The sequence below is a fragment of the Dyadobacter sp. HNCC25DJ186 genome (assembly GCF_056895235.1).
In genome coordinates this window covers 136065-155794 of record NZ_JBXHAS010000011.1, presented here as the reverse complement: position 1 = coordinate 155794, position 19730 = coordinate 136065, and the positions used below count along the sequence as shown (strand labels likewise).

General features: G+C 41.9%; 20 protein-coding genes. 9 read left to right on the top strand and 11 right to left on the bottom strand.

The genetic code is table 11. From position 1 onward, the window contains the following. Nucleotides 1–7: 7 nt before the first annotated feature. On the bottom strand, nucleotides 8–799 hold the full coding sequence (locus AC1XUO_RS24925; protein WP_483332554.1) for an MYG1 family protein: 792 nt from the start codon (nucleotides 797–799) through the stop codon (nucleotides 8–10). Between the two features lie 175 nt (nucleotides 800–974). Between AC1XUO_RS24925 and AC1XUO_RS24920 the strand changes: the two genes are divergently transcribed. The 4 genes from AC1XUO_RS24920 (at nucleotide 975) to AC1XUO_RS24905 (ending at nucleotide 2527) form a co-directional block, all read left to right on the top strand. Beyond that, a complete protein-coding gene (locus AC1XUO_RS24920) occupies nucleotides 975–1175 on the top strand; it encodes a hypothetical protein (RefSeq protein ID WP_483332553.1) in 201 nt (66 codons plus the stop codon). Nucleotides 1176–1412: 237 nt separating this feature from the next. After that, entirely contained in the window at nucleotides 1413–1637 is a 225-nt protein-coding gene (locus AC1XUO_RS24915; protein WP_483332552.1) for an RES domain-containing protein, read from the top strand. Then, a complete protein-coding gene (locus AC1XUO_RS24910) occupies nucleotides 1604–1888 on the top strand; it encodes an RES family NAD+ phosphorylase (protein WP_483332594.1) in 285 nt (94 codons plus the stop codon). Before AC1XUO_RS24915 ends, AC1XUO_RS24910 begins: the two co-directional genes overlap by 34 nt. A 108-nt stretch (nucleotides 1889–1996) precedes the next feature. Continuing rightward, nucleotides 1997–2527 carry a GNAT family N-acetyltransferase gene (locus tag AC1XUO_RS24905; RefSeq protein WP_483332551.1) on the top strand — a complete coding sequence of 177 codons (531 nt, stop codon included), beginning with the start codon at nucleotides 1997–1999 and terminating at the stop codon, nucleotides 2525–2527. A gap of 64 nt (nucleotides 2528–2591) precedes the next feature. Here the strand turns inward: AC1XUO_RS24905 and AC1XUO_RS24900 are convergent, their stop codons facing one another. After that, a complete protein-coding gene (locus AC1XUO_RS24900; RefSeq protein ID WP_483332550.1) occupies nucleotides 2592–3200 on the bottom strand; it encodes an RNA polymerase sigma factor in 609 nt (202 codons plus the stop codon). A 316-nt stretch (nucleotides 3201–3516) separates the two neighbouring features. Here AC1XUO_RS24900 and AC1XUO_RS24895 point away from each other — a divergent pair, with 316 nt between their 5' ends. The 4 genes from AC1XUO_RS24895 (at nucleotide 3517) to AC1XUO_RS24880 (ending at nucleotide 7811) form a co-directional block, all read left to right on the top strand. Further along, complete coding sequence (locus AC1XUO_RS24895; RefSeq protein WP_483332549.1) at nucleotides 3517–4581, top strand: sensor histidine kinase; 1065 nt, start codon at nucleotides 3517–3519, stop codon at nucleotides 4579–4581. An 11-nt stretch (nucleotides 4582–4592) separates the two neighbouring features. Next, nucleotides 4593–5330 (top strand): LytR/AlgR family response regulator transcription factor, encoded by a 738-nt coding sequence (locus AC1XUO_RS24890; RefSeq protein WP_483332548.1) that lies wholly within the window; start codon nucleotides 4593–4595, stop codon nucleotides 5328–5330. Between the two features lie 247 nt (nucleotides 5331–5577). Next, the gene (locus AC1XUO_RS24885) at nucleotides 5578–5814 is read left to right on the top strand and encodes an acyl carrier protein (protein WP_483332547.1); all 237 of its coding nucleotides are present in this window, start codon (nucleotides 5578–5580) and stop codon (nucleotides 5812–5814) included. 191 nt (nucleotides 5815–6005) lie between these two features. After that, nucleotides 6006–7811 carry a glycoside hydrolase family 15 protein gene (locus AC1XUO_RS24880; RefSeq protein WP_483332546.1) on the top strand — a complete coding sequence of 602 codons (1806 nt, stop codon included), beginning with the start codon at nucleotides 6006–6008 and terminating at the stop codon, nucleotides 7809–7811. A 91-nt stretch (nucleotides 7812–7902) separates the two neighbouring features. Here the strand turns inward: AC1XUO_RS24880 and AC1XUO_RS24875 are convergent, their stop codons facing one another. From AC1XUO_RS24875 to AC1XUO_RS24840, 8 genes are all read right to left on the bottom strand, one after another. Next, entirely contained in the window at nucleotides 7903–8760 is an 858-nt protein-coding gene (locus AC1XUO_RS24875; protein ID WP_483332545.1) for a hypothetical protein, read from the bottom strand. Nucleotides 8761–8864: 104 nt separating this feature from the next. After that, nucleotides 8865–9569 carry a pseudouridine synthase gene (locus AC1XUO_RS24870; protein ID WP_483332593.1) on the bottom strand — a complete coding sequence of 235 codons (705 nt, stop codon included), beginning with the start codon at nucleotides 9567–9569 and terminating at the stop codon, nucleotides 8865–8867. 33 nt (nucleotides 9570–9602) lie between these two features. Then, entirely contained in the window at nucleotides 9603–10334 is a 732-nt protein-coding gene (locus AC1XUO_RS24865) for a class I SAM-dependent methyltransferase (RefSeq protein ID WP_483332544.1), read from the bottom strand. Nucleotides 10335–10465: 131 nt separating this feature from the next. After that, nucleotides 10466–11188 carry a DUF1361 domain-containing protein gene (locus tag AC1XUO_RS24860; protein ID WP_483332543.1) on the bottom strand — a complete coding sequence of 241 codons (723 nt, stop codon included), beginning with the start codon at nucleotides 11186–11188 and terminating at the stop codon, nucleotides 10466–10468. A gap of 181 nt (nucleotides 11189–11369) precedes the next feature. Beyond that, on the bottom strand, nucleotides 11370–12647 hold the full coding sequence (locus AC1XUO_RS24855) for a DEAD/DEAH box helicase (protein WP_483332542.1): 1278 nt from the start codon (nucleotides 12645–12647) through the stop codon (nucleotides 11370–11372). Between the two features lie 402 nt (nucleotides 12648–13049). After that, entirely contained in the window at nucleotides 13050–13535 is a 486-nt protein-coding gene (locus AC1XUO_RS24850) for a hypothetical protein (protein WP_483332541.1), read from the bottom strand. Nucleotides 13536–13657: 122 nt separating this feature from the next. Continuing rightward, nucleotides 13658–14032, bottom strand: a complete 375-nt coding sequence (locus tag AC1XUO_RS24845; RefSeq protein WP_483332540.1) for a DUF779 domain-containing protein — start codon at nucleotides 14030–14032, stop codon at nucleotides 13658–13660. A gap of 105 nt (nucleotides 14033–14137) precedes the next feature. Further along, on the bottom strand, nucleotides 14138–15679 hold the full coding sequence (locus AC1XUO_RS24840; RefSeq protein ID WP_483332539.1) for an aldehyde dehydrogenase family protein: 1542 nt from the start codon (nucleotides 15677–15679) through the stop codon (nucleotides 14138–14140). A 272-nt stretch (nucleotides 15680–15951) separates the two neighbouring features. Here AC1XUO_RS24840 and AC1XUO_RS24835 point away from each other — a divergent pair, with 272 nt between their 5' ends. Beyond that, nucleotides 15952–16833: an AraC family transcriptional regulator gene (locus AC1XUO_RS24835; protein ID WP_483332538.1), complete on the top strand. Its 882-nt coding sequence runs from the start codon at nucleotides 15952–15954 to the stop codon at nucleotides 16831–16833. Nucleotides 16834–16881: 48 nt separating this feature from the next. Here the strand turns inward: AC1XUO_RS24835 and AC1XUO_RS24830 are convergent, their stop codons facing one another. Further along, on the bottom strand, nucleotides 16882–19668 hold the full coding sequence (locus AC1XUO_RS24830) for a DUF6797 domain-containing protein (protein ID WP_483332537.1): 2787 nt from the start codon (nucleotides 19666–19668) through the stop codon (nucleotides 16882–16884). Nucleotides 19669–19730: the final 62 nt, after the last annotated feature.

Genomic DNA, 19730 nt, shown 5'->3' with positions numbered 1-19730 from the left:
TCAAAAATCAGAGCGTTTTTGCAAATGCAAGCGCAATATTTTTGTCCTTCAATACGGCCATAAAACCGGAAGCATGTCGAAAAACAAAACCTTCACAATCGGCAATGTTCTCGGGCACTTTTGCGATGGTTGTATCAACGGATTGAATTTGCCAGCCATTCGCATGAGGAAGCATCGCGAAGGTATGCTCCTTCTTTTCTTTCCAAACCGTAGAAAACTCCTCAAAAACTGCTACGTTATTCGCAAGGATTGTTCTCTTCGTGTAATCAGCTTCGGATTTTGCTTTTTTAACAGCCTTGTGGATTTCGTTTTTAATAATTTCCGATGTAAAATCAACTGCTTTCTGGAATTGCTCATCCTGAGTTGCCGGATCAGTAACCTCTCTGTTAAATCCACCGATGATACCGGAAGTATTTCGAAATCCTCTTGGCAATGTGTTCCAGACAGCAAAAATATTATCACGGTTTGTGTCGATCGCATCAATCGACGCAATAAAATTTCCAAAGAACGGCTGAGCTTCCTCAGGGCATATAACATCTTTGAAATGATCATATATTAATCCTGCCGCCGAAATCATAGACGCATCCTGGTGATGATCAAAGTTCAGCATAAGCGGATCGTATAAGCCTCCCACGTCCAAAACAACGACTTCCGGATCAGCAAGTGAGTCGGCGAGCAGAGCCGGATTTCTTGAACGGATCACTTCAAACTGAAATCCTGCGTGACGTAACAAGGCCACAGCCATAACATCGTCTGCATGAAAAGCGGTATCATGGGTAATTACTTTCGAAAAATGCATCCTAAAAACAAATTGATTCGCTCAAAATTAGCCGCATATTTCTGTTGTTTAAGATTTGAGCCAAGATTTTCTTTATTGATTTTACTTATTATCAAAAATACCTAATCAATGCAATGAAAATTTTCGCTTTCAAATAAGAATATTTTCTCTTATTTAGTTAGATAAATTAATTAATATGACTGCGCTTTCGAAAACAAGTCCCAGACTGAAAGACAAATTTAACAGTCTTGATACCCTAAGTAATTTTGCCATTGTCAGTACCGCCCGCAAAGGCTTGGGAACAAATGTGTTTTACGATTTCGCCGAAGCAATTAAAATGCCGGAGAAAAATCTTGCGGCAATTCTAAATTTGTCATCAAGAACCATTAGTAATTAAAAGGACGCACAAAAAAATCTTGATCCCAACAATGGAGAACACCTGCTGAAATTAATTGCACTGTTCAAGAAAGGGGAGCAAATATTCGGTAAGATTGATGAGTTCAAATACTGGCTGCAAAAACCATTCTGGAATTCTGATGAAAAACCGATTGATTGGCTAACTACGAATGGCGGTATCGATTTTTTGTCAGAGGAGCTTGACAAACTTTCACAAGGCTACCCGGTTTAATGATCTATGCTGGTTTATCGTATTGTTCATAAAATGTTCAGCAACTCGCTATTTGCGTCTGGAATTCGGGGGCGCTGGAATAGCGCCGGAAATAAAGTAATTTACACCGCTGAATCAATACCTGTCGCTTTTCTTGAAAACATGGTAAGACGCCAAGGTGTTGGTTTCAACGATGATTTCAACATCATGTTCGTGGAATCCCGGATGAAGCCGAGATCGACACCGTTTTAACCAATGACCTTAATTCTTCATGGCGAGATCCTTTAGACTATGCTATTTGTCAGCTCCACGGTGATCAGTGGTTTGAAAGAGGAAAATCTTTAGCTCTAAAAGTTCCTTCCGCTGTAATGCCGAAGACATTTAATTTTGTTATCAACACGCTACATCCTGATTATGCGAAAGTCAGGATTATTGCAGTCACCAATCTGGTGCCCGATTCACGAATTGAGGATATTCTTAAACGATACCCAAAACAAGAATAACTACTTTTCAGATTAATGATAACAGTAATCTGTACCGCACAAAATATAAAAATCTGCATCTGTTATATTTTCCGCTAAATTCTGACCTTTGGCGAAAACATTCACCAAATGATGGAGATATTAAAATGCAAATCCGAGGACATCGATAAAATTTTTGAGCTTTACCAACAAGGAACGGAACACCAGAAGACGGTGGCCATCAAGCATTGGAAAGGTTTTGAACGATCCCTGGTAGAAAAGGAAATTTCTGAAAAAAGGCAGTACAAAATTGTTATTAACCAAACCATCGCCTGTGTTTTCGCGATTGACTACACTGATCCTTTAATCTGGGGAGAAAAAGACAAAGATCCTTCGATTTATATTCATAGAATCGCTACAAATCCGGATTTTCGCCGACAATTTTTTGTTAAAAAAATCGTCGAATGGGCAAAAAATCACGCAAAAGAAACCCGCAAAAATTTCATTCGGATGGACACCGGCAGCGGTAACGAGAAACTAAATAATTACTATGTGAGCTGCGGATTCAAATATCTGGGAGTGGTTACGCTTGGACAAAGCGAGGGATTACCGGCACATTATAAGGATGGTGCTTCAAGCTTATTTGAAATCGGACTCACGGACGATGAAATCAATTCATAATTGATTTCATCGCGGGAAGTTTCAAGATTTAGACAAAAAAAATAAATTAAAAATTCTCCTGGCTTCAATGCTCAACCAATCGTTTTTCGGTGCGGTAGCCCGGATAGAGATGCGGATAATTCTGTTTGACGAGATGCTGCAACAGCGCCCTCGCCCTGACATAATGCGACCTGACAGTCGCCTCGTTAATGCCTAACAGATCGCCGACCTCCCGGTGATTGTATCCGTCAACCACATAGAGAAGAAAAACATTTTTGTAGACGGGTTTAATATCTTGTATCAATGATAGAATTTCTTCCGCTGTTATCTGACTAACGATATCTTCCTCAAAACCAAGGTATGGCGCGTCTTCCAACGCAATTCTGTCTTCGGTATGTTTTTTCTGTTTCCGATAATTGCTGATCGCCGTGTTGACCATAATCGTTCTTAGCCAAACTTTAAATGGATAAGCCGGATCATAACTTTCCAGATTTTTGAATGCTTTCAAAAATCCTTCATTTAACACTTCCTCAGCTTCCTCTTTCGTTGAAGTGTATCGAAGACAAACGGTTTTTGCATATCCAAAAAACTGTTTGTAGAGATAACGCTGCGCCTGGCTGTCACCAGCCTGACAGGCCACTATAACCGTTTTAAAGTCGTCCTCAGTATAAGATGTTTTTTTTCCGAATAGCACAGCAGACGTATTTAGATGTGGGCATTTTCCCTTGGTAATACCCCTAAGGTTAAATTTCCCCGGGATCATTATTTCTGAACAAAGAGAAGAATTAGCCATTACAAGTAAAAACTGACTAGACAAAGAGCAAGTAAGTCAGGATGAAGAGCCAATATTTACCGCTTAACAGGAGGACAGTTTTTAAAATCCCTGGCCACCCTTCCATAAAATAGTTTACGGTCAAAGTTTTTCTCTTTGACCCAATAAATGCACTCTACGTCGAAAGTCTTTTGATGTTATAGCAACTTCGTCTATTCTTGCAGCTTAATTTATTAATATGTCAAAGGAGAAATCAAAAGGCTGGGTAATAGTTGGCGTACACATTCTTGCATGGGCACTCCTGGGATTTGTGCTGATGTTTTATCAGCCTCTTTCCTGGGGTATCAAGTTACCGTTTGTATTTTGGGCAAAACAATCGATGAGCATAGCCATTCTGGCGGGAATATTCTATTTCAATATGCTTTACATGGTTCCGTCCTTTCTACTAAAAAACAAAGCTTCTACTTTTGCATTATGGATTGTTCTATCGGTCGTGGTCATGCTGGTCATCAGCAAGTTTGTCGATCAGCAGCTCCATGTGCATGAGCAGATGGACGCGCTTATGACACACATCGGACCAAGTCGCAGGCCACGGGGCGTTATCGACGGCATCTTACTGATGATCCTGCTTCTGGTACTCGGGGTGAGCACAAGTCTGTCCGTTCTTCAACGTTGGCAGAAGGATGCGCAGATCCGTGAGTCTGTCGAAAAACAAAATATTGCTACTGAACTTGCACTTTTGAAGGCTCAGATTAATCCGCATTTCTTTTTTAATACCCTGAACAACATTTATGCGCTGACGTTCACAGATGTTCCAGTATCCCGGGATGCCATTTTAAAACTTTCCCGGATGATGCGCTATTTGCTCTACGAAACGCAGCAGGATACCTCTTTGTTGAGCCAGGAAATTTCCTTTATCAAGGATTATATGGAATTAATGAAGCTCAGATTACAAAGTAATACAACGGTTTTCTTTACCGAGTCGAAGCCGGATAAAGAATATTCAGTCGCACCCATGTTATTACTTCCATTTATCGAAAATGCTTTTAAACATGGCATCAGTGTCATGCAGCAAGCCAGTATCCGGGTTGATCTGGACATCGCAGATGGATTTCTCACGATGGTGGTAAAAAATCATATCTTTCGCGATAAGGATGCCCTGAATATGGAAAGCGGAGGAATCGGGCTTGTGAACACGCAACGCAGGCTTGATTTGTTATATCCTGGAAAACATGAGCTATTGATTGACGACAATTCTAAGGAAAACACATACCGGGTTTTGTTGAAAATAAATCTGATCTAAAATAATTTCTGATGACAACATTGAATTGTATAACCGTTGACGATGAACCGCTTGCGTTAGGTCTTGTTAGTACTTTTGTTGAACAAACCCCATTTTTAAATCTAAAAGGAAGATATGGAAACGCCGTCCAGGCTTTGCAGGCAATCCATTCAGAGGATATTCATGTAGTCTTTCTCGACATTCAAATGCCTGATCTCAACGGTATGGAACTTGCCCGTGTGTTAAATAAAACCTTTTCTTCAGGCCAGACCAAAATTATTTTTACAACAGCGTATAACCAGTTTGCCGTTGAAGGTTATAAAGTTGACGCCCTCGGATATCTGCTTAAACCGTTTGGATACGAAGAGTTTCTCGAAGCCGCGATAAAAGCCAAAAAATATTTTGACCTGATCCAGGAAAGTAATTCAGCGCCCGAAGTCGAGGTTAAGGATGATTATTTATTCGTTAAAGCAGATTACAAACTGGTTAGAATTGATTTCGAATCCATTTTATATATCGAATCATTAAAAGACTATCTGAAAATTCATTTGGTTGCGCCGGCAAAACCCGTTATGACTTTAAGCAGCCTGAAAGCTATCGAGGAAAAACTGGTGCCTGGTAAATTTTTAAGGCTTCACCGCTCCTTTATCGTCGCAGTAAACAAGATTGACTCTATCAGCAAAAACTCAGTGCATGTTGGCGGTATGGATATTTCGGTAGGTGATTTATACAAAGACGCTTTCAAAGAACTTCTTTCAAAATGGAGTTAATAATTGACAGACAATTAATTACCGGTACATTATAAGCATTTATCTAAATAAAATAGTAACTTCAATTTTGTTAAAAAACATTAAATACTTTGGTCGCCTGCCACATTACCGATACATTGTCGGTAATTACAGTCAGAACGGAATTCTAAAAGTCATTTATTCAAATCCCTCTTAAACCGCCTCTGGTTATATGAAATAATCTTTTACTGGAAAATTTACTCTACTCTTCACCAAAATTGATTTTCATATGAATGAGCAACTTTGTGCGTTACTTGCAGCCAACAGCGGACTTCCTTATAATGCCATCACGGAAGATGCAAACCTTTCAAAAGACCTTGGACTTGACAGCCTCGACACAGTTGATCTGGTATTGCAAATGGAAGATATCTTCCACATCTCCATTCCAGACGAAGATTATCAGCAGCTTCAAACCGTGAAACAATTTTCTGACTATCTCAAACGCAAGATCGTTGCTCAGGCCTAGTTTAGCTAAATTCAGATCACTAACTCTTTATTAAATACGATAACTACGTTATAATCTGATCAGATGAACAAAAGGCCGTATACCCCAGGATACATCAAAATTGGTTTCCAACTTTTCAATATTATCAAAATCATTTCTGGCCTGATTATTTAAATGCGTTTGGAAAGTCAACACATTTATAAATAACCTGGATGCAAGATAACGACAACAACTATAAACCCATTGAGAACTATGGATTGATCGGAAATATGAAAACCGTCGCACTGGTTTCGCTGGAAGGCTCGATAGACTTCATGTGTTATCCCGATTTTGACTCTCCGTCAGTTTTCGCAAAATTACTAGATCATCAAAAAGGAGGCAGTTTTTCCATCACACCTCAAATTAAAGATTTTAATACCAAACAACTTTATCTTCCGGGCACAGCGGTCCTGCTCACCCGCTTTTTCTCGGAAGAAGGAATCGCCGAACTGACCGACTACATGCCTGTTACTTCGCCTGACGGTGTTAAAACCAATACAATTGTCAGAATGATAAAAACAGTCCGCGGCTCGATTACATACCGCGTCAAGTGCGATCCTGCCTTCGGTTATGCAAGAGCCACGCACACGACTGAACTTAAAAAGAACGAACTCAGATTTACGACTGAGGAAGAGGACCCAACGATCATGCGTTTGATTGCGGATATTCCTTTGCAGATCCAGGGTAATTTCGGTTATGCAGAATTTACGCTGGATCAATCAGAAACTGCTTTTATCGTTATGGAATGCGGTCAGGATAAAAAGCCTAACCCGATCGATTTCTACAAAGACCATACATACGAACAGACGATAGGTTTCTGGCGGGACTGGACGAAAAAATCGACATACAAAGGTCGCTGGAGCGAAACGATCAACCGGTCTGCTATCACTTTGAAACTGCTCACTTCATTGGAACAAGGGTCGATGGTGGCTGCTCCTACGTTTAGCCTGCCGGAGACGTTGGGCGAAGGGCGAAACTGGGATTACAGGTACACCTGGATACGGGATGCGGCTTTTACGATGTATGCCTTTTTGCGGCTTGGATATACTGATGAGGCGACTGCATTTTTGAAATGGATCCACGCCCGGTCGAGCGAAGACAAGCTTTATCTGATGTACACGATCAATGGTAAACATGACCTGGCAGAGAAAGAACTTGAACATTTTGAGGGCTATAAAAACTCCTTGCCTGTACGCATAGGAAACGCGGCACAGGATCAGTTGCAGATAGACATTTACGGCGAGTTGATAGACACGATTTACATTTACAATAAGCAGTATTCAGCTATCACGTATGAATTTTGGGAAACAATCGTTACGCAGATAGACGAGGTCATCAAGCACTGGCGGAAGGCGGACCATGGTATCTGGGAAATCAGAAACCTTGAAAAGGAATTTTTACATAGCAGGCTTATGTGCTGGGTGGCGATGGACAGGGCGATTAAAATTGCAGAGAACCGATCATTTCCATTTCCAAAAGGAAAATGGGAAAAAGTACGCGATGAGATATATCTGGATATTTACCATAATTTCTGGAATGAAGAAGTGGGCGCCTGGGTCCAATACAAAGGTGCTAAGGAGGTAGACGCAAGTGTACTTCTGATGTCCCTTATGCATTTCATATCGCCTCATGAGCCCCGATGGCTTTCAACGATGAAGGTCGTTGAGCGTGATCTCGGACTCGATGTTTTGCTGTATAGATATCGGAATGGGCCAGAACAATTTGACGGCTTGCAGGGTGACGAAGGGACTTTTAATATGTGCTCTTTCTGGTTTATAGAGTCGTTGGCAAAAAGTGGAGAAGTGACCAGAGCATTGGATAGTTTTGAAAAAATGAATGGTTATGCAAACCATCTGGGCCTATTCGCCGAACAGATAAGCCATAAGGCTGAACATCTGGGTAATTTCCCTCAGGCCTTCACACATCTTGCGCTCATTAGTGCGGCGCTGGAACTTGACAAACAACTGGACAGGCTGTAAAACGGTTATAATCCAATAGGCTCAAAAGCAGATGGTTCTGAGCCTATTGGATTATACAGATTACCAGGTAAATGATATCATATCCAACAACTTATTCTGGCGCGGCCGCCGTTGTTTTTTGGACAATTGGCCAAACGCCCGGCGTTGGAACGCTGACACCTTTGGTGAGTCCGCGAGTCGCGTTATCGGGTCCGAAATAATAGAGCGGCCATCCTTTATACGTTACCTGCTTTTTTCCAAAAACATCAATGGTTGAAAATTGCGATTTGTCTAAGGCAGAAGGAAAATCTTTCAAATCCGTTACCCAGATAGGCCAGGTAGCGTCGTTGCTGAAATCCGATTTGGTGTAATTATTTTTGTTCTTTTTGTCTTTATTGAACGCATAAAGTGTGCGCCCGTTCGCATCCACAAAGTACTGTGTATCTGCAATTCCTTCTGTGTAATCGGCTTTATAACTTTTGCCGTCATTCCCGATAAGCTGTGTATTGGCAAGCATGATAGAATACGACTTTTTCGCGACAACCCAGACATTATTTACATTTTCACCTTTTACATCTCCTGCCACAACATCCGACGCGAAATAGTATAATGGCCATCCTTTGAATGTAACCTGTGATTTCCCATCAGCGCGTGTGATGGATGCAAAGTCACTTGCTACCAAACCAGTATCCAGCCGCGGCGACGCTACAGTAAAAATTGGCCAGGCATCCAGGCATCCTCCCGTACAGGTGGAAGTTCCATTAGCATCTTTGGTAAAAAAATATAGTGTTCTCCCCTTTTGATCCGTGAGCACATTTCCAAACATAGTTGACTTTTGAGAAATATCAAACGTCGGGGTTGGTGGCACGACTACTGGCGTCGCATCGTCATCGTCGGAGCTGCATGACCAGCCGGCTACGGCAAGACATCCCATCACAACGATGGAATTAATAAAGTTTTTAGCTTTCATATTTTTTTGTTAGAGGTAATTTTTGTTACACTAGAACATACGGGACATCTCCACAGCCGGTTGCGTAGGAATGAAAATTATTACACCGGTCCCAATGAAAACTCCTAAAATTCTGAAAATTGAAGCGTTTGTAACATGCGTTGAAATTCAGGCTGGTATTCCGCGTGGAGAGAGATTTCCTTGCGCGTTAACGGGTGTACAAAACTTAACTCCGTTGCATGCAAAAGCATGGAATTCATTTTGTATTGTTCAAGAAAAAATTTGTTTTGCTTATTGCAGCCGTGCGGACGATCACCAATAATAGGGTGAAAAATATGGGCCATGTGCTTCCTGAGCTGGTGCATCCGGCCAGTTGTCGGAATAAGCTCTACCAAAGAATATCTTGACGTAGGATGTTTCCCAAAAGGCAAATTCAATTCAACTTTTTTTATGGTTTTAAAGAAAGTAAGAGCTTCCTGCACCACACCATCATCCCGTCTTAACGGATAGTCGATTTCCATCTCGTCCGGTGTGAAACCGCGGACTATCGCATGATAATGTTTTTTGATTTTTCCATCTGAAAACTGTATTTGCATCCTGCTGTTCATTTCGTCATTTAAGGCAAAAAGAAGGACACCCGACGTTTTCCGATCCAGCCTATGGACGGGATATACACGTTGTCCGATCTGGTCACGAAGGATCTGAACTGCAAATTCGGATGTGTCAGCGGCAATATGCGAGCGATGTACCAGCAACCCGTGGGGCTTATTAATTGCTACCAGCACTTCATCCTGAAATATTATTTCCAGAGGCAATACCGGATCTGGCATGGGAGAGGCTGATTCGATTTCCAACGTTTTTATTTAAAATATCGAAAGATCCTTGTCTGTTTTCGAAGTCAGCACGACATAAGCACTGGGCTTAATACCCAAAAGAAAGGGAGACATTTTAAGAAAGAACATTTTCAATTTTGTAAGATAAAAACCGGCTTTATTTTGTTCATAAAGCGGTTTTAATACGTCATCTGAAAACAGATAACACTTATCTTTTAAAACTTCAAAATTTTCAGATTTCAGCAAAAAACGAAATAAACCTGGTGTGTAGATATTAATATGCCCGTAAGCGAGGAAGTGCTGAATCTTCTTATCGACATAAAAGGAAAAATCGATGGGCACTTCAAAAATCTGGTTTTTCGAGACTCTTTTTATTTCGCGCAATAGGATACGCTCATGTTCTACATGTTCCATCACATGAGAACAGATAACAAGATCAAAATGATTATCAGGGAAAGGAATGTGGTATCCGTCAAATAAAAGAACATTTTTAAGATGCTCTATTTTTTTTGATTTGATAAATTCAATACCACTTTCGGAAATTTCTACACAATTCAAATCCTTTGAAAAATTCCATTTGGAAAGCCAGGAAAGTATGCTTCCCTCCCCTGCTCCAACCTCCAGCACGTTATTGAATGTGATATTTCTAGAAAGTTCTATAATATTCTGCGCCTTATATTTAGCGCCCATATTTCTCCACGCCACCGATTTTTCATCATATTGGCTTGAATAAGAATCTTTTACTTTTTCTGATACATTCATTCTATCGTCACAGGTTTGTAGAATTCGGATTCCGGTATTATTTGAACTGCAAATTAAGGGATAAAAATTTCATTTTTTTGTGTTGACAAACCAATTATCCGGCTTTCAAAATAAGGTTCGGATATATAATTTCAGGCCTCCTTTTTTCCGTAACGCACCCTGAATCTAACTATCGCCCACAACACCAAATAGAGCATACCGAGCAAAAGTCCAATTTCAAGGCTAATCACAAGTGCCGTCCTGTCAACCAGGCTATTCAGAAGATGTTCAAGTATTAATCTGGGATCGTGGATAATATCCCAGCTGTTCATCCGTCTGATACGCCCCAGATATACCCCGAATCCTGCCAATGGAAGACTTGCCAACAAAAAGGTAGTACTTACTTTTTTTGAAAAAACACGTCGCCAGGTCTGATGAACCCAATACAATGATACCAATCCATTAAATAAGCTCACTTCTGCATAACAAAAAAGCATTATCGTATCATGCCAGGTAAGATCCCGCTGATAATCAACACTCAAATGCGCAAGATCCGTGATCATATACGGTGCATTTGGAAAAAAAGCAAGCCAAAAAAGGCTTACCAAAATCACCAGAACAGGCAGCCTGCCGTAACGTTTGGTGATATTATTGATAAAAAAGGCGGCGATCAGCGGAATCCAGCTTAAAAAAAGATTCCAGTCCATTGAAAAATCTACTGGCGCATTAAAAAGTATTCTTACCAAATGAAAGAATACTGCGACCAGGCTCAAAACCAGAAGTAACAAGAGCGGATAAAGTCCCTCCATTGAAACAACGGGAGGTTCGGCTATGCTAAAACGATAATTTTTCCACCACTGAAGGATACGTTCCAAGTGTTTTTAATTTAAAAATTCATAACGTCCAAAACAGATTGTCGGGCCAGCCAACTTCCTGACAAGCCCAAAAAACTATACCACTTCTGTCTCTAAACGTTTTCCAGGCACATTAATTTTCGAACAGTTCCGAAGCTAGTAACCGCTTTTTTCTTTCGTTCGGGCCGCAAGATAAGGGCATTTAGCTTTGCAAAGGACTTTTTTCGTCTTTCTTTTGCTTTGGCCGTCTTTTCTTGGATGCTTCGCCCTGGTTTTTTCGAGGACCGTTTGAGCCTTTCCCTCGCGGTGCCGTATTCCGGTATTTGCCTGGATCAAACTTGGGTGCTTCCCCCAGGCCCAGGTCTTGCGTTATGGCTTGCTTTTCAACCTCTTTCTCGAAAAGACGTTCTATTTTAAGCACATATTTCTGATCCTGTTCATTGATAAACGTAATGGCCGTACCCTTGGATTCAGCTCTGGCGGTGCGCCCGATACGGTGTACATAATCCTCCGGATCACGTGGTACATCGTAATTAACCACATGACTCAAATTGTCAATATCAATCCCTCTTGACAAAACATCTGTGGCCACCAAAACAGGAAATGCCCTGTTTTTAAAGTCCCTTAAGACAATTTCTCTGTCCGCCTGATCCGAATCAGAAGAAATTCCTCTCGCATCAAGCCCCAATTTTTTCAAAGCACGCACAATCGGCTCTACTGTTGATTTTCTGGATGTAAACAAAACCATGCTGGTATTATTTACCTGGCTCAGAAGGTGTACCAGCAACGGAAGTTTTTGTTCATCCGTGGTCATATAAAACTGCTGATCAATCCTTTCCACCGGCCTCGAAACTGCCAGCCTAACCTCTTCCGGTTTTTGTAAAATCCGCTTTGCCAGCTCGCCAATTTTTGGAGGCATTGTCGCAGAGAACATCAAAGTCTGACGTTTCGCAGGCAAAAAACTCATAATCTTTAATATATCACTTAAAAAACCCATATCCAGCATCCGGTCAGCCTCATCTAACACCAAATGGCGTATGGACCCAAAACTAACGTAACCCAGCTGCAAATGGGCAATAAGCCTTCCGGGTGTAGCAATAATAATATCCGCTCCCTGCGTTAATGCCCGTTTTTGTTGATCCCATTCAGGGCCTTTATTTCCACCATAAACCGCGATACTCGTGGCTCCGACAAAATATCCAAGTCCCTGAATTTGCTGATCGATCTGCTGCGCAAGCTCCCGAGTAGGAACGAGGATCAGTGCACCGATCTGACCGGTGGGCGTTGTCGCAATTTTATCCAAAATGGGGATCAGATATGCAGCGGTTTTTCCAGTACCTGTTTGGGCGCAAGCCAGAAGATCTTTTCCCTGAAGAATATAAGGAATTGCCTGCTCCTGAATGGGTGTTGCTTGTTGATAGTTCATAGAATCCACGGCGTTGAGCACGTCTTCGTGGAGTTCAAATTCGTTAAAATTCAAAGTTCAGCTTTTTAAGTTCACACGCTCGAAGGGAATTAGAATTCCCATATCTCACTGATTATGAACAGTTAGTTAATAAGAAGCTGACTTCGATTTCACCAGTCAGCAATCCGCTTGATTAACTGCAAAGGTACGCAAATAACTTAGAAGTAATCACATGAATATAATTACTTAACAGTCAAGTCACTGTGTATTACGATACTCCTGATCCGTCACATTTTTCAAAACAATTTACCATAATAGGGCTGTAAAATGTAGTGGTGGTCCGTATACACATTAAATTGATAAAACGCTCAAATTTTAAACCGAGTGGAGATGATAAAATTTCGATCTGTTTATTGTGATCGAATTAAAGAATAAATGGCGCCAGGTGCTTATTCCTGACGCCATTTTCTCCGCAGATTATTTTGGATTACTAGTTTTAAATGCTTCTCCTTTATAGTTTCCGGTTTTGCCGGTCTTATTTTTCATGTTTTTCCCACCGGCTCCGCTCCCGTCTTTTAAAACAGTGTCAGGCGATGTACGCGTAACGGCGCCTTTCTGGTCATTGGCGATTTTTTGCGCTGCCATTCCTTTTGCAGCAGCAGCTTCACTGGCAGGTGTGGACTGGGTCGAACTTTGACCTGTATTTCCGGTATTTCCACTTGCAGCTGTCCCGGATGTCGGATTTGGCCTGGCCGAAGATCCATCTGCCTTCCCCGCTGAACTATCTGGTTTGGTACCTTCTGCAGTACTTGCCGCTGTTGAAGAGGTACTGGCTGCACTGGCATTTTTACTCGTATCCGAGGTACTTTGGTTCGGGTTCGTTGATGAAGTTGTGCTTTGGGCAAAGGCACCTGCTGATAAGGTCAACAAGAAGATCCCTATATTGATGACTGTCTTTTTCATGATTCAGATCTTTACGGTTATTTATTTTGATGAATTGACGGTTATCCGTAAAGAACTGTTCCAGAAAAAAAAGCATGGAAAATTATCCCATGCTTTTTTCCTTTTGCGAATGCCAAGTCAATCTATATCCCTGAACCAACTTCAACAAGATTACTTTCTTCCTCCTGACTATACATTCTGGATCTGGTAATAAACCGGACGCCCATGGGAATTTCCAGAGAAAAACTCGAACCTCTGCCCGGTACAACATCGATAGTAAGCTGTGTATGCTGCCAGTACTCAAATTGATCACGGCTCATAAAAAAGGCACACCCTGAAATTTCACCCAGAAGTACATCGCTCTCCCCTGTTTTGAAATCGCCCTTTTCAAAACACATTGGCTGTGAGCCGTCACAACAGCCACCGCTTTGATGGAACATCAATTCGCCAAAGCGATCTTTGAGCTCTGCAACTACCTTTTCAGCTTCGGGCGTGATCAAAACACGAGGTGTTTTCATATTTTAAAACAAGTAAAATATCGTTTGTTGACGAAATGCAGGAATTATTAAACCAGGGAGTGCACGAATCCGCCGCGCATTCCCTGGCAAAAAACTATTCGCTTATTAAAAGAATCCAAGCTTGTTGCGATCGTAGGAGATCAGCATATTTTTAGTCTGGCGGTAATAACCAAGCATCATCTTATGGTTTTCACGTCCGAAACCTGACTTTTTATATCCTCCAAATGGTGCATGCGCCGGGTATGCATGGTAATTATTTACCCAAACCCTACCTGCCTGAATGGCGCGCGGCACCTGGTATATTTCGTGCGCATCACGAGTCCAGACGCCAGCCCCAAGACCATAAAGGGTATCGTTGGCAATTTCAATCGCTTCTTCAACCGTTTTAAAAGTTGTCACACAGGCAACCGGACCGAAGATTTCCTCCTGAAAAATCCGCATTTTGTTGTGGCCTTTAAAAAGCGTCGGTTTGATATAATAACCTCCTGATATACCATTTTCAAATTTATTTGCCTCTCCTCCACAAAGCACTTCGGCACCTTCTTCTTTCCCGATTTTCAAATAAGAAAGAATTTTTTCATACTGATCATTAGATGCCTGTGCGCCCATCATCGTGGTTCCGTCCAAAGGATGCCCCAGTTTAATGGCTTTGGTACGTTCGATCACGCGGCTCATAAATTTGTCATAAATACTTTCCTGAACCAAAATCCTGGACGGACACGTACACACTTCACCCTGATTTAGCGCAAACATAACCGCTCCTTCCACAGCCTTATCGAAAAAAGCATCATCCTGATCAGCAACCGATTCGAAGAAAATATTCGGAGATTTTCCGCCTAGCTCCATCGTAACAGGAATCAGATTTTCAGAAGCATATTGCATGATTAATCGACCTGTCGTTGTCTCGCCGGTAAATGCCACTTTGGCAACTCTTGGCGAAGTGGCCAGAGGTTTTCCGGCCTCAGGGCCAAATCCGGTCACAATATTCAAAACGCCAGCCGGAAGCAGATCACCGATCAGTTCCATTAAGCACATAATTGAAGTCGGGGTTTGTTCCGCGGGTTTTACGACCACGCAACAACCAGACGCAAGCGCGGGTGCTATTTTCCAGGTTGCCATTAAAAGCGGGAAATTCCAGGGAATAATCTGCGCGACAACGCCAAGTGGTTCGTGTAGATTTATCGACACTGTATTTTCATCATGCTCAGAAATCCCTCCTTCTTCTGCACGGATCACGCCGGCAAAATACCGGAAATGATCCACGCACAACGGGAGATCAGCCGCTCTGGTTTCACGTATGGCTTTTCCGTTGTCAATAGCTTCTACAACCGCCAGATATTCAAGATTATCCTCGATCACCTGAGCAATTTTCAGCATGATATTACTGCGGTATGTTGCAGCGGATTTGCCCCAGGTTTTAAAAGCTTCGTGCGCCGCATCCAAGGCGAGCTCTATATCTTCTTTTCCGGAGCGCGCAGCTTTGGTGAATACTTTCCCATCGATCGGTGAAAGATTATCAAAATATTCACCCTTTACCGGCGCGACAAATTTTCCACCAATGTAATTTTCGTACTGCGCCTTAAAAACAGGTCTTTTGGCAAGGGTTGAACTAACATCTGATTTGTTTTCTACTTCCAGCGTATCCATAGATTTATCAATTTTTATTCGTGAATGACTGATACAAACTTAGCATCGATTGTATTTTCAGACTGGAACTATTGTTTCAAATAATAGGATAATAATCTCAAAAAAAATAAAATTTCTATTATATTTATAGTTAATACCGGCACGTTAGAGCTAAAAGCTTTTATACCAATTTCGCCGTCTGTCTGATTTTTCAACGAGTCTCTACATCCTTTTCAGAATATATGTCATCCGGATTTAAATTAAACCAAATTGCGATATCTCCTCAGAAGTCAATGAAAACACTGGTGGAAAACCGGCGAGCGTTCACCCTTCAAAACTGTGAATTGAATGTTTTTGAAACTTTGCAGGAATCTGCCCTTGTCCCGCTTACGTTTTCGGATTTTGTGGTAACCAGTATGCTGAGAGGCAAAAAAGTAATGCATTTGTTTGACCAGCCCGGATTTGACTATATGCCAGGCGAGACTGTTCTGGTTCCGGCACATGTGACCATGAAAATTGATTTCCCGGAAGCAACGGAAACAAATCCTACACAATGCATTGCACTGGCGCTTGACCTTGCCAAAATACAGCAGATTATTGACAGGCTCAACGAGCAATATCCGAGGGAAGGTCAGGATCAATTCTGGCAGTTGCAGCACAATCAGTATCATTTTTTGAATAATCTGGATCTGGCACAAAGCATTAACAAACTGATACACATCTGTTCCGGAAATTCATTAGGAAAAGATATCCTGGCCGACCTCACACTTCAGGAGCTCGTAGTCCATATCATTCAGACCCAAAATCTTAATGCTGTGCAGGATCATTCGTTTAACCAGCATGACAATCCGCTAGCCTATGTGATCCATTACATCCGGACCAATATCGGCGAAAAAATTCAGGTTGAAGATTTGAGTGAAAAGGCTTGCATGAGTCGCGCATCATTCTACCGCGCTTTCAAACGCGAATTCAGTATAAGCCCTGTGGAGTTTATTTTAAGGGAAAAAATTAAAAAGGCGAAAACGCTTTTAACAGATTCCAGAGCAACAATTTCTGATGTCTGTTACCAACTAGGTTTTTCTGATCTAAATTATTTTGGAAGACAATTTAAAAAATCGGAAGGGATTTCTCCCTCCCAATACCGCCATGTCAGTGGTAATCTTGACGATAAATAACATTGACGTCAGCTTTATTTCTTTCTAAAAAGCTGACGAAACAATGAATCATTTTTTTAGTGATTTTATATACAGGGTCACAGACGCGATATCTGTCTCAGAAAGTATCCCGACAAACGAAGGCATCTCTTCGTTATATCCTTTAACAATTTTAGCAGAAGGCGTCAGAATGGATTCCCGTATATAATTTTCATCGGCAATAGCTGTCGAATTATCTTCAAAATGCCGCTCGGACTTATAAAGATTTTGAAAAGGTGGCCCATACATTCCTTTTGTGACAAGCCCGGCAGAATGGCAGCCAGCGCAAGCCATTTTCTCAAAAATCTCCTTGCCTTTTTCTGCGGATGCCGCCAGTTCTTTTTCCGGTTGGGATTCAGGTTGTGCCTTTTTCTTTTCCAACAAAGAAAAGTCTACTTTCGAAAAATCGCCCTGAGATTTCAGTTCAGAAAGATTATTCACCGTAAACCAGAAACGGTCATTGATATTTTTTCCGTCCGCCGCTTTGATTTTGTAAACAACTTCAATCTGCATCACATCCTGCATATCGGGCACGAGCAGTAGCATTTTTTTCCGGTCTGATGAAAGATAAACCCCGGCAACTTCCAAAGTCTCTTCCCCTGATGTTCCATCCAGTTTAAAATGACCAGAGCCATATTCCTCAGTACGTTTATAATTCCATCTTTTAACAGCAAAATCCGAAACATTCAAATCTGCGCCGTCAAGTTCCGTATCGAAACCGAGCACGATCCCTTGTTTCGCAGCCTGAAATTGGTTGGGTAAATACACAGGCTTGCCGGTATACCGAAGTCGCATCAGTGCACTTATGCCATTTGAACTGGATCCCCACAAATTAAATCCTGTAATATACAATTGTCTGTCAACCGGATTCATCGCACCTTTTGACGTTGGTGCGGGATAATCTGCGTGAATAAAACTGATACCTCCTTGTGGTATTCGCGCGGCACTATCAATAAGCACCCGGAAAAGACCCGGATGGGCAAACGAAAAATGAATTAGGTTTCCATTTAACGGCCCCATTTTGTTTCCCGTAATCCAAGCCTGGCTGATACTGGAACGGTCAACTCTGTGTGGAATCCAGGTTAAAGGCGGAGCAATCGGTGGATTATCCTTACGGTGCGCCGAAGCAGGAACACCATAATAATCTCCTTTTTTAATTAAATAAATCGGCGTCGATGGAACAAAGTTTCCTTGCTGATCCGAAGCCGTAAGCGTTCCTTTCTCCGGATGAATACCGATATATGGCCCTCTTAAACCCGTAGCTGTCACTTCGAAACTACGTCCGTCAGGTGAAATTTTCAGGATAGTACCGTTATGTTTTGATCCGGCGCGAAATCCTTTTGTAACCTGCGAGGTGACTCCCGGTCCATTACTTTGCGTTCCGCCTTTTGCCACATAGAAACTTCCATCGGGCGCGTAGACCATATCAGCAGCCCATTCACGCGACTCAGGGGATTGGGTAACTACGTTTGAAAAATTTTCATAATAATCCGCTTCCCCGTCTTCATTCAAATCATGGAGACGAACGATTCCTTCCCGCCCGAAAACGTAAACAGTATCCCTGACCACCTCAATACTTAGCGGTTCATGCAACCCTGACGCAAATCTTTTCCAACGAATATTTTTAAGTTCTTTATCTATTCCGTCAATCATCCATACGTCGCCTTCAAACGTAACGGCGGCTGCATGTCCGTTTTCATAAAAGGAAATATCGGCAACCCGAACATTTCTTTTCCACGGGTTATTCAACGGCAGTGTGAGTTTGTCGGTTACGTAAGCGGCAGTATCCGGTGCCAGCTCACCCGAAGTTATTACTGCCTGTCCCCAGTGTGACTCGCCACCCTTCCTGAAATCGGGAAGCGCAATGTGTTTCTTTTTACATAATTTTTCAAAAGCAGCTTTTTTATTGACCGGACCTTTCCAAACCAGGACTGTCCCCTCACCTTTTTTAACCGATGGCGCAATACGAACGGTCATGTATTGGTTATTGGTTACCCCAGGCTGCATCTCCAATGTCGCTTTTCCAAGAACGGCAATTGCGGTAACAGTATCTTTGTTTGCTCCCTGGTAGACGTATGCAATTTTACCTTTCAACTCGCTACCCGAAGCATTCGTAACCTCCGCAGCAGTCAGGTAAAGCTCTTTACCTGCATTTTGAATCTGAAATTTTCTGACAAAAACAGTCTGATCCTCAAAACGGATACTTTCAGGCAATTCGTATACCGAAGCTTTTCCCACACTATAATTCAGCACGGCTTTCTCACCATACACAAAAACGCCATTCCATCTGCCTTTCTCTACCGGCATCGCGCCCCATTTTATCTCGTTTGCAATTTCCGGTTCTTCTCTTGGATCTATAAAATCGGGTTTTCCTTCTGACCAGCCTGCATACAAGCCCGTCGCAATTTTCGGATTTCCCGTAACGGTTGTAACTTTATTATTCTTATTGAAAAAGTCTTTATAAGAGATCTGCGCCATTAAAACCATTGGCAGGAATTTCCCGGTCCACCCTACTGACCACCGGAGTAAATCAGTATCGAAACATGCATAGGCACTATCTCCCAGTTGCAAAGCAAGTGACCTGGCCGAAATATTATCTTCGGGAAAATTGGGGCCTAATTTTCTTGCGTCGAGCGAAGTCGAAATAAATGGGAAACCTGGCTCGACAAAAGGATTCAGAATTAGCGAATCCGCACTCGTATTATGTGTGTTCTTTTTATCTGTATATGCTGTGAGTATTAAACTCGAAATCAGAAAAGTTGCCAGAACAATGACAACGCCAATGGATCTTTTACCAAAACCAAAAATACTGAACATACCCAAAACCTTAAATTATTCCGTTTTAATTGTGAAAAGCCATTTGTGTGCTTAAAATTACT